The organism is Pseudomonas sp. SDO5532_S415 (genome assembly GCF_054071155.1).
In genome coordinates, this window is the sequence record NZ_JBSVWS010000188.1 from 1 (window position 1) to 10,327 (window position 10,327).

The following is a 10,327-nucleotide window of genomic DNA, read 5'->3' on the forward strand; positions in this document are numbered from 1 at the left end:
GCAGACCGCATTCGCGAGCAGGCTCGCTCCCACATAAGCAGATCAGGCTTCGGTTTTTGCAGCTGCAGCTTTAGCGGCAGCGTCTTTGATCAGCGCCTGCAACGAACCATCAGCGGACATTTCGGTCATGATGTCGCTACCGCCGACCAGCTCACCAGCGACCCACAGTTGCGGGAAGGTTGGCCAGTTGGCGTATTTTGGCAGGTTGGCGCGGATTTCCGGGTTCTGCAGGATGTCCACGTACGCAAACTTCTCACCACAAGCCATCACAGCCTGCGCGGCTTTCGCGGAGAAGCCGCACTGCGGGGCATTCGGAGAGCCTTTCATGTAAAGCAGAATGGTGTTGTTGGCAATCTGCTCTTTAATCGTTTCGATGATATCCATGGAGCACCTCGGCTGAACTTTCCGACTCATGGGTCGGCACGGTGGCGCATTGTAACGGAAAGCCGAGGGCCATGCTCGGTCTCTCCGTCAGATACGATCAAGCCGCCGCCACGGTCACCGGAACGCCATTCAACGCCGCATTCCCCGACAACTCATCGAGCTGACATTCGTCTGTCAGGTCATTGGCACTGGAGCCCGGCTGGCCGCTGGCAATGGTCATTTGCACGCCCGGTCGCGCATGGCCCCAACCGTGCGGAAGGCTCACCACTCCTTTCATCATATCCAGACTGCCCAGCACTTCCACTTCAATCACCCCGACCCGCGAACTCACCCGCACTCGCTGACCGTCGCTCAGTCCGCGACTGGCCAGGTCATCCGGGTGCATCAACAACTGATGGCGCGGCTTGCCCTTCACCAGACGGTGATAGTTGTGCATCCACGAATTGTTGCTGCGCACATGTCGGCGACCGATCATCAACAACTCATCGGCGGCTGGTGCCTGCAATGCTGCGAAACGGGCCAGGTCGGCGAGGATCTCGACCGGGGCGGCCTGGACATGCTGATTGGCGGTTTTCAGGCGCGGAGCCAGGTTGGGCTTGAGCGGCCCCAGATCGACACCATGGGGATGGTCGAACAGGGTCGTCAACGACAGCTGATGCTCCGACACATCGCCATACAGGCCCATGCGCAAGCCACGATCGATCATTTGGGCCGGGGGGATGGTCGGCTTCAAGTCCTTGCCGGTTTTCGTGGCGAATGCCTTCGCCAGCCCGACGAATATCTCCCAGTCGTGCAACGCCCCCTGGGGCTTGGGCAGAATAGCCCGGTTGAAACGACTGACGTTGCGTACCGCGAACATATTGAATGTCGTGTCGTAATGATCGTTTTCCAGCGCCGAGGTGGACGGCAGGATCAGGTCGGCGTAACGCGTGGTTTCGTTGATGTACAAGTCGACACTGACCATGAACTCAAGCCCGTCCAGCGCCTGTTCCAGCTGACGGCCGTTCGGCGTGGACAACACCGGGTTGCCCGCCACGGTGATCAGCGCCCGAACCTGCCCTTCCCCTTCGGTCAGCATCTCTTCGGCCAGCGCCGACACCGGCAGTTCGCCAGCGTACTCCGGAAGCCCGGACACCCGGCTCTGCCACAGATTGAAATGCCCACCCGACGTGGAGGCCACCAGATCTACCGCCGGCTCAGTGCACAAGGCCCCCCCCACACGATCGAGGTTGCCGGTGACCAGGTTGATCAACTGCACCAACCAATGACACAGCGTGCCGAATGCCTGGGTCGAGACACCCATGCGGCCATAGCAAACCGCGCTCGGCGCTGCGGCGAAATCCCGCGCCAATTGGCGGATCTGTTCGGCCGGCACCGCGCACAACGGACTCATGGCCTCGGCAGTGAAATGGGCGATTGCCCTGCGCACTTCATCCAGACCGTCCACCGGCAAATGACTGTCGCAGGTCAGGCCTTCGGCAAACAAGGTATTGAGCAGGCCAAACAACAACGCCGCATCACCACCCGGGCGCACAAACAGATGCTGGTCGGCAATGGCCGCCGTTTCGCTGCGACGCGGGTCGACGACCACGACTTTACCGCCCCGGGTCTGAATCGCTTTCAAGCGTTTTTCCACATCCGGCACGGTCATGATGCTGCCGTTGGACGCGAGCGGGTTGCCACCGAGAATCAGCATGAAGTCGGTGTGATCGATGTCCGGGATCGGCAGCAACAAACCGTGGCCGTACATCAAATGACTGGTCAGGTGATGGGGCAATTGGTCGACCGACGTTGCGGAAAAACGATTGCGGGTTTTCAGCAGGCCAAGAAAGTAATTGCTGTGGGTCATCAGCCCATAGTTGTGCACGCTGGGGTTGCCTTGATAAACCGCCACCGCGTTTTGCCCATGACGCGCCTGAATCGCAGACAGGCGTTCGGCCACAAGATTGAAAGCATCTTCCCACTCGATGGGCTGCCATTCGCTGCCCACCCGCCGCATCGGTTGATGCAGGCGATCCGGATCGTTCTGAATATCTTGCAGGGCGACAGCCTTGGGGCAAATGTGCCCGCGACTGAACGTATCCTGGGGATCGCCCTTGATCGAAGTGATCTGCACATTGCCGGCCTCGACCTCGGTGGTTTCGATGGTCAGGCCGCAGATGGCTTCACACAGGTGGCAGGCACGGTGATGGAGAGTCTTGGTCATGGCCAGTCTCTGTCTTGTTCTGGGCGGGCGATTTCGGCCGCGGGAACAAAACTATGGCGCTTGCACCGCTGCCGCGCCAGCGACGTTCGTCTTGTGAATTGACGGCCATCAGGCCAGCGGATGAGCCCGGGGGATCAGCAGCGGACAACAGGTCAAAAACCGACCGCCAGCGCGCCGCCACCGCCCCGTTCGATTGCCAAGCTGCGCAGGCGCGGTGTACAAATGCTTGGCTGCCGTCCGAAAACAGGCTTCATAAGCGCTACTGCGGTTATCCCGTAGCCCCTCTGAAATCCCCTAAAAACCGTAGCCCTATTGGTAAGACGCGACATTTAATTATAAGATCGCGCCTTCCCCTATTTCGTCGCCCCGTGCGGCTTACGCCGCAGGTCTCGCCCGTTGTTCCGTTAAACAAGGCTTTGAGCATCTGCGGTTTGTAGCAAAAAGGTAGTCAATGATGAGCGCAAGGCACTTTCTCTCCCTGATGGATTGCACGCCCGAAGAGCTGGTCAGCGTGATCCGTCGAGGCGTTGAGCTCAAAGACCTGCGTAACCGCGGTGTACTGTTCGAGCCCCTGAAAAACCGCGTGCTCGGGATGATTTTCGAAAAATCCTCGACCCGCACCCGCATTTCGTTCGAAGCCGGCATGATCCAGCTCGGTGGCCAGGCGATCTTCCTGTCGCCGCGCGACACCCAACTGGGCCGGGGCGAGCCGATCAGCGATGCCGCCATCGTCATGTCGAGCATGCTTGATGCGGTGATGATCCGTACCTTTTCCCACAGCACCCTGACCGAATTCGCCGCCAATTCGCGCGTCCCGCTGATCAACGGTCTGTCCGATGATCTGCACCCGTGCCAGTTGCTGGCCGATATGCAAACGTTCCTCGAACACCGCGGCTCCATCCAGGGCAAGACCGTGGCCTGGATCGGCGATGGCAACAACATGTGCAACAGCTATATAGAAGCGGCGATCCAGTTCGACTTCCAGTTGCGCATCGCCTGCCCGGAAGGCTACGAGCCGAACCCGAAATTCGTGGCTCTGGCCGGCGATCGAGTGACCATCGTTCGCGATCCGAAAGACGCCGTGCGCGGCGCCCATCTGGTGAGCACCGACGTCTGGACCTCCATGGGCCAGGAAGAAGAAACCGCCAAGCGCCTGCAGCTGTTCGCCCCGTATCAGGTCAACCGCGCCCTGCTCGACCTGGCCGCCAGCGACGTGTTGTTCATGCATTGCCTGCCGGCCCATCGTGGTGAAGAAATCAGCGTCGACCTGCTCGACGACCCGCGTTCGGTGGCCTGGGATCAAGCTGAAAACCGTCTTCACGCACAAAAGGCCCTGCTCGAGTTTCTCGTCGAGCCGGCGTACCACCACGCATGAGCCAGCCATTACTGCTTAACCTGCGCAACCTCGCCTGCGGCTATCAAGACCAGCGCGTGGTGCAAAACCTCAACCTGCATTTGAACGCCGGCGACATCGGTTGCCTGCTGGGCTCTTCCGGCTGCGGCAAGACCACCACCCTGCGGGCCATTGCCGGTTTCGAACCGGTGCACGAAGGTGACATCCAACTGGCGGGCGAGACGATCTCCAGCGCCGGTTTCACCCTCGCACCGGAGAAACGTCGCATCGGCATGGTGTTCCAGGACTACGCACTGTTTCCGCATTTGAGCGTGGCCGACAACATCGCCTTCGGCATTCGCAAGCATCCGCAAAAGGATCGCGTCGTCGAAGAGCTGTTGGAACTGGTCAACCTGAAGAACCTCGGCAAACGCTTCCCCCATGAGCTTTCCGGTGGTCAGCAACAACGTGTCGCCCTGGCCCGCGCCCTGGCGCCGGAACCGCAACTGTTGCTGCTGGACGAACCGTTCTCCAACCTTGATGGTGAATTGCGCCGCAAGCTCAGCCACGAGGTTCGTGACATTCTCAAGGCCCGAGGCACCAGCGCGATTCTGGTCACCCACGATCAGGAAGAAGCTTTCGCAGTCAGCGATCACGTCGGCGTGTTCAAGGAAGGCCGGCTGGAACAATGGGATACGCCGTACAACCTGTACCACGAACCGCTGACACCGTATGTGGCCAGCTTCATCGGCCAGGGCTATTTCATCCGCGGCCAGCTGAGCAGCCCGGAGTCGGTGCAGACCGAACTGGGTGAATTGCGCGGTAACCGTGCCTACACCTGGCCGGTCGGTGGCGCGGTGGATGTGCTGCTGCGTCCCGATGATATCGTTTATGCCCCAGACAGCAGCTTGAGGGCGCGGATCGTGGGCAAATCGTTCCAGGGTGCATCGACGTTGTATCGCCTGCAGATGCCGACCGGCGCACAACTGGAATCGATCTTCCCGAGCCATGTCGATCATTTGGTCGGCGCTGAGGTTGGCATTCGTGTCGCGGCGGAACATCTGGTGTTGTTTCAAGCCTCCAGCAGCATCGCCGCGCAGATCCCGGTCGTGGAATCCGGAGTTCGGCGCTACAGCACCGCCAGCTGATAAGCACAGACCCAATGTGGGAGCGAGCCTGCTCGAGAAAGCGGATTGTCAGTCGAATCATCGCCGGCTGACACATCGCCTTCGCGAGCAGGCTCGCTCCCACACTGGTCGGTTTCTAACCTGGAAAAAGGGTTCCATTGGCCACCAGCGTCGCATTCCCGCCAATCTTCACCCGATCCCCTTCCAGCCGGCAGAACAGTTCTCCACCGCGAGTCGAGCACTGGTAAGCCGTCAGGCTCGATTTGCCCAGGCGCCTGGCCCAATACGGAATCAGACTGCAATGAGTCGATCCGGTTACCGGGTCTTCATTGATGCCGATGGCCGGGGCAAAGTAGCGCGACACGAAATCGTGTTTGCTGCCCCGGGCGGTGACGATGGCACCCAGCCAAGGCAGCTTCGCCAAGGCAACCATGTCCGGCTGACAATCGAGCACGGCCTGTTCGGATTCGAGTACCACAAACAACTCATTCGAACCCAGCACATCGACGGCTTCCACGCCTAACGCGCGATCGACGTCCAGGGTCACGCCCACTTCCGATGGCACGATCGCTGGAAAATCCAGCCACAGACGCCCACCCTCACGACTCACGCTCAGCGGGCCGGACTTGCAGGTGAAATCCAGGCGCTCGACGGGCTCCTTGTAGATTTCAAACAAAACATAAGCGCTGGCCAGGGTCGCGTGACCGCACAACGGCACTTCGGTGGTCGGGGTAAACCAGCGAATGTGCCAGCCCTGCCCTTCACGCACGACAAAAGCCGTTTCGGCCAGATTGTGCTCGGCGGCGATTTTTTGCATCAACTCATCGGCAAGCCAGGCATCCAGCCGATAGACCATCGCCGGGTTACCACTGAACGGTCGGTCGCTGAACGCGTCGACCTGATGAAACTCGAGCTGCATAACATTCTCCCTTTGTCAGGCCACCGCATGAATTCGCTGAAAGATTTTTGTAGGAGCGAGCTCGCTCGCGAGGGTCGTTAACGATAACGCGCGCCTTCTGATTCCCCGCAGTGTCCTTGAGTCCATCGCGAGCATGCTCGCTCCTACAATGATTAACGTTCTGCGGCTAGCCTCAGGCACGGCCGATATCAGCGAATTTTGCTTGGGTATGTTCGGCCAGTACGGCTGGGGCCAGTTCGACTTCCAGGCCACGACGACCGGCGCTCACAAAGATGCTGGAGAAAGGCTGGGCTGAATGATCAATAAAGGTGCGCAAACGCTTTTTCTGCCCCAGCGGGCTGATGCCCCCCAACAGATAACCCGTCGAGCGTTGTGCGGCGGCCGGGTCGGCCATTTCGACTTTTTTCACTCCGGCCGCCTGGGCCAGGGCTTTCAGATCCAGACTGCCCCTCACCGGCACCACCGCCACCAGCAACTCGCCTTTTTCACTGGCCGCCAGCAGGGTCTTGAACACCTGCGCCGGGTCCAACCCGAGTTTTTCCGCGGCCTCTAACCCATAGGACGCAGCCTTCGGGTCATGTTCATAACTGTGCACTCGGTGTTCGGCCCGAACCTTTTTCAGCAAATCCAATGCGGGTGTCATGACAGCTCCAGACATGGCGGCAGTAAAAATACTGCGCCGGATTCTAGGACATTGATCCACAAAAGGCTCTATCGCACCGCCGTTACAAAATGTCAGGCACGCGCCATTGAGTCGTTTTTGGCTGCTCAACAACGCAATCATTCATAGAACTAATAGTTACTTTGTGACCAATGGTTCACTTTCGACCTTTGACAGCAGTGTTTCTTGTCTATATTTTTTCGTTTATGAAACTGTACGAAAAGTCTTACCGCAGTGCCCAGCTGTAAACCGGGAACAGGATGGGGATTCTGCCTCGGTGAAAAACGCGCTTTGACCCTGTTGGAGCGCAAGCGCCAGACAAGAAAAAAAATGAGGTTTCAATGACAACTGCTTTACAACAACCGTCGCTCTCGAGCCAATGCATGGCCGAGTTCCTGGGCACTGCGCTGCTGATCTTCTTTGGTACCGGTTGCGTTGCCGCGCTCAAGGTCGCGGGTGCCAGCTTCGGCCTGTGGGAAATAAGTATTATCTGGGGTGTCGGCGTCAGCATGGCGATCTACCTGACGGCGGGGATTTCCGGCGCTCATCTCAATCCTGCCGTCAGCATCGCGCTGAGCATTTTTGCCGACTTTGAAAAGCGCAAACTGCCGTTTTACATTTTCGCCCAGGTGGCTGGCGCCTTTTGCGGTGCCTTGCTGGTGTACACGCTGTACAGCAATCTGTTCTTCGATTTCGAACAAACTCACCATATGGTTCGCGGCACCGAAGCCAGCCTTGAATTGGCGTCGGTGTTTTCCACCTTCCCCAACCCGAGCCTGTCCACATCCCAGGCCTTTCTGGTCGAAGTCATCATCACGGCCATTCTGATGGGCGTAATCATGTCATTGACCGACGATAACAATGGTTTGCCCAATGGCCCGCTGGCGCCACTGCTGATCGGCCTGCTGATTGCGGTGATTGGCAGTTCGATGGGGCCACTGACCGGTTTCGCGATGAACCCGGCCCGTGACTTCGGCCCTAAACTGATGACTTTTTTCGCCGGTTGGGGCGACATTTCCTTCACCGGCGGACGTGATATCCCGTATTTCCTGATTCCGGTTTTTGCACCGATCGTCGGTGCCTGCCTCGGTGCCGCGGCTTATCGCGGGGTCATCGCCCGCCATCTGCCGAGCGCCGTATCAGCTACGCAGGACTCAACACCGGCCGTTGACGGCAAACCGAGAATTTCTTGATACCGTTGGCGCATGATCCTGCCAAATAGATCGCGCGCCAGACCTCACCCCCTTTTTTCGTCCAAGGCAATCGACATGACCGACACTCAGAATAAGAACTACATCATTGCCCTCGATCAGGGTACGACCAGCTCCCGCGCGATCATTTTCGACCGCGATGCGAACGTGGTTTGCACCGCACAGCGCGAATTCGCGCAGCATTACCCACAAGCCGGTTGGGTCGAACATGACCCGATGGAAATCTTCGCCACCCAGAGCGCGGTGATGGTCGAGGCCCTGGCGCAAGCCGGCCTGCATCACGATCAGGTAGCAGCCATCGGTATCACCAACCAGCGTGAAACCACCGTGGTGTGGGACAAGAACACCGGCCGCCCGATCTACAACGCGATCGTCTGGCAGTGCCGACGCAGCACCGAAATCTGTCAGCAGCTCAAACGCGATGGCCACGAGCAGTACATCAGCGAAACCACCGGCCTGGTCACCGACCCGTATTTCTCCGGAACCAAGCTCAAGTGGATCCTCGACAACGTCGAAGGCAGTCGTGAACGCGCACGCAACGGCGAATTGCTGTTCGGCACGGTCGACAGCTGGCTGATCTGGAAATTTACCGGCGGCAAGGTGCACGTCACCGATTACACCAACGCCTCGCGCACCCTGCTCTTCAACATCCACACCCTGGAGTGGGACGCGAAGATGCTGGAGCTGCTGGATATCCCGCGGGAAATGCTGCCGCAGGTGAAATCCTCTTCCGAAATCTACGGTCACACCAAAAGCGGTATCGCCATCGGCGGTATTGCCGGCGACCAGCAGGCGGCACTCTTCGGCCAGATGTGCGTCGAAGCCGGTCAGGCCAAAAACACCTACGGCACCGGTTGCTTCCTGCTGATGAACACCGGCGACAAAGCCGTAAAATCCAACCACGGCATGCTCACCACCATCGCCTGTGGCCCCCGTGGCGAAGTGGCCTATGCACTCGAAGGCGCGGTGTTCAATGGTGGCTCCACCGTGCAGTGGCTGCGCGATGAACTGAAGATCATCAACGACGCCCACGACACCGAATACTTCGCCAACAAGGTCAAGGACAGCAACGGCGTGTACCTGGTCCCCGCCTTCACCGGCCTCGGTGCCCCGTACTGGGACCCCTATGCCCGTGGCGCGCTGTTCGGTCTGACCCGTGGCGTGCGCGTGGATCACATCATCCGTGCTGCACTGGAGTCGATTGCCTACCAGACCCGCGACGTGCTCGATGCCATGCAGCAGGACGCCGGCGAACGCCTCAAGGCCCTGCGCGTGGATGGCGGTGCAGTCGCGAACAACTTCCTCATGCAGTTCCAGGCCGACATTCTCGGCACCCAGGTCGAGCGCCCGCAAATGCGCGAAACCACGGCGCTGGGCGCTGCTTATCTGGCGGGCCTGGCCTGCGGTTTCTGGGGCAGCCTGGAAGAGTTGCGCGGCAAGGCCGTGATCGAGCGCCAGTTCGAACCGACACTGGACGAAACGGCGAAGGAAAAACTCTACGCCGGCTGGAAAAAAGCCGTCAGCCGCACCCGCGACTGGGAGCCACAGGAAGGGGCTGAATAAGCCACGACTCAGACTGGAATCTGCATGTAACTGGCAGGGAGAGGATTCGTGCGGCATCATGGGCGAATTTTGCACGGCAGCCCAAAGGACGCCCCATGAATCTGCCTCCCCGTCAGCAGCAAATCCTCGAACTGGTCCGCGAGCGCGGCTATGTCAGCATCGAGGAAATGGCCACGCTGTTCGTCGTTACTCCGCAAACCATCCGCCGCGATATCAATCAACTGGCGGAAGCCAATCTGCTGCGTCGCTACCACGGCGGCGCCGCTTACGATTCCAGTGTCGAAAACACCGCCTACGCCATGCGCGCCGATCAGATGCGCGATGAGAAGCAACGGATCGGCGAAGCCATTGCGGCGCAGATCCCCGATCACGCCTCGCTGTTCATCAACATCGGCACCACCACCGAATCCATCGCCCGCGCATTGCTCAATCACAGCCATCTGAAGATCATCACCAACAACCTGCACGTGGCCTCGATGCTCAGCGCCAAGGACGATTTCGACGTTCTGCTGACCGGCGGCAACGTGCGACGCGATGGTGGCGTGGTCGGTCAGGCCAGTGTCGACTTCATCAATCAGTTCAAGGTCGACTTCGCCCTGGTCGGCATCAGCGGCATCGATGAGGATGGCAGCCTGCTGGATTTCGATTATCAGGAAGTGAGGGTGTCCCAGGCGATCATCGCCAACGCCCGCAAAGTGATCCTCGCCGCCGACTCCAGCAAGTTCGGGCGTAACGCCATGATCCGACTGGGGCCGATCAGCCTGATCGATTGCCTGGTCACCGATCAACAGCCCGTGCCAGCGCTCACACAGCTATTGAATCAGCACAAGATTCGGCTGGAAGTCGTTTAACCCCCCCACCTCTTCGTCGTCTGTCACGACGCCTTCGCGAGCAGGCTCGCTCCCACAAGGGTTACGCTGAAC

At 59.4% G+C, this 10,327-nt stretch carries 9 protein-coding genes; 5 read left to right on the forward strand and 4 right to left on the reverse strand.

What is annotated here, in order from left to right; translation table 11 throughout:
• Nucleotides 1-42: 42 nt before the first annotated feature.
• Together grxD and ACW9HW_RS26115 are read right to left on the reverse strand one after the other, a co-directional pair.
• Nucleotides 43-384 (reverse strand): Grx4 family monothiol glutaredoxin, encoded by a 342-nt coding sequence (grxD, locus tag ACW9HW_RS26110; protein ID WP_007938922.1) that lies wholly within the window; start codon nucleotides 382-384, stop codon nucleotides 43-45.
• A gap of 97 nt (nucleotides 385-481) precedes the next feature.
• Nucleotides 482-2,590 carry a molybdopterin oxidoreductase family protein gene (locus ACW9HW_RS26115; RefSeq protein ID WP_095193074.1) on the reverse strand — a complete coding sequence of 703 codons (2,109 nt, stop codon included), beginning with the start codon at nucleotides 2,588-2,590 and terminating at the stop codon, nucleotides 482-484.
• Between the two features lie 454 nt (nucleotides 2,591-3,044).
• Here ACW9HW_RS26115 and argF point away from each other — a divergent pair, with 454 nt between their 5' ends.
• Both argF and ACW9HW_RS26125 read left to right on the forward strand, forming a co-directional pair.
• Nucleotides 3,045-3,965: an ornithine carbamoyltransferase gene (gene argF, locus ACW9HW_RS26120; protein ID WP_137803869.1), complete on the forward strand. Its 921-nt coding sequence runs from the start codon at nucleotides 3,045-3,047 to the stop codon at nucleotides 3,963-3,965.
• Nucleotides 3,962-5,071 (forward strand): ABC transporter ATP-binding protein, encoded by a 1,110-nt coding sequence (locus tag ACW9HW_RS26125; protein WP_457402170.1) that lies wholly within the window; start codon nucleotides 3,962-3,964, stop codon nucleotides 5,069-5,071. Before argF ends, ACW9HW_RS26125 begins: the two co-directional genes overlap by 4 nt.
• 115 nt (nucleotides 5,072-5,186) lie before the next feature.
• On the opposite strand, the gene ACW9HW_RS26130 is transcribed toward ACW9HW_RS26125, so the two are convergent.
• Together ACW9HW_RS26130 and ybaK are read right to left on the reverse strand one after the other, a co-directional pair.
• Nucleotides 5,187-5,969 (reverse strand): PhzF family phenazine biosynthesis protein, encoded by a 783-nt coding sequence (locus ACW9HW_RS26130; RefSeq protein ID WP_457402172.1) that lies wholly within the window; start codon nucleotides 5,967-5,969, stop codon nucleotides 5,187-5,189.
• Between the two features lie 172 nt (nucleotides 5,970-6,141).
• The gene (ybaK, locus tag ACW9HW_RS26135; protein WP_095193070.1) at nucleotides 6,142-6,612 is read right to left on the reverse strand and encodes a Cys-tRNA(Pro) deacylase; all 471 of its coding nucleotides are present in this window, start codon (nucleotides 6,610-6,612) and stop codon (nucleotides 6,142-6,144) included.
• A 359-nt stretch (nucleotides 6,613-6,971) separates the two neighbouring features.
• Here ybaK and ACW9HW_RS26140 point away from each other — a divergent pair, with 359 nt between their 5' ends.
• From ACW9HW_RS26140 to ACW9HW_RS26150, 3 genes are all read left to right on the forward strand, one after another.
• A complete protein-coding gene (locus ACW9HW_RS26140) occupies nucleotides 6,972-7,823 on the forward strand; it encodes an MIP/aquaporin family protein (protein WP_095193069.1) in 852 nt (283 codons plus the stop codon).
• A gap of 75 nt (nucleotides 7,824-7,898) precedes the next feature.
• Complete coding sequence (gene glpK, locus ACW9HW_RS26145; RefSeq protein WP_137803864.1) at nucleotides 7,899-9,404, forward strand: glycerol kinase GlpK; 1,506 nt, start codon at nucleotides 7,899-7,901, stop codon at nucleotides 9,402-9,404.
• Between the two features lie 95 nt (nucleotides 9,405-9,499).
• The gene (locus ACW9HW_RS26150; RefSeq protein WP_095193067.1) at nucleotides 9,500-10,255 is read left to right on the forward strand and encodes a DeoR/GlpR family transcriptional regulator; all 756 of its coding nucleotides are present in this window, start codon (nucleotides 9,500-9,502) and stop codon (nucleotides 10,253-10,255) included.
• The last annotated feature ends 72 nt before the right edge of the window (nucleotides 10,256-10,327 follow it).

Coding starts and splice junctions, on each gene's coding strand:
- ACW9HW_RS26140 (WP_095193069.1), top strand. CDS start 6,972: ATGACAACTGCTTTACAACAACCGTCGCTCTCGAGCCAATGCATGGCC.
- grxD (WP_007938922.1), bottom strand. CDS start 384: ATGGATATCATCGAAACGATTAAAGAGCAGATTGCCAACAACACCATT.
- ACW9HW_RS26150 (WP_095193067.1), top strand. CDS start 9,500: ATGAATCTGCCTCCCCGTCAGCAGCAAATCCTCGAACTGGTCCGCGAG.
- ACW9HW_RS26125 (WP_457402170.1), top strand. CDS start 3,962: ATGAGCCAGCCATTACTGCTTAACCTGCGCAACCTCGCCTGCGGCTAT.
- glpK (WP_137803864.1), top strand. CDS start 7,899: ATGACCGACACTCAGAATAAGAACTACATCATTGCCCTCGATCAGGGT.
- ACW9HW_RS26130 (WP_457402172.1), bottom strand. CDS start 5,969: ATGCAGCTCGAGTTTCATCAGGTCGACGCGTTCAGCGACCGACCGTTC.
- argF (WP_137803869.1), top strand. CDS start 3,045: ATGAGCGCAAGGCACTTTCTCTCCCTGATGGATTGCACGCCCGAAGAG.
- ACW9HW_RS26115 (WP_095193074.1), bottom strand. CDS start 2,590: ATGACCAAGACTCTCCATCACCGTGCCTGCCACCTGTGTGAAGCCATC.
- ybaK (WP_095193070.1), bottom strand. CDS start 6,612: ATGACACCCGCATTGGATTTGCTGAAAAAGGTTCGGGCCGAACACCGA.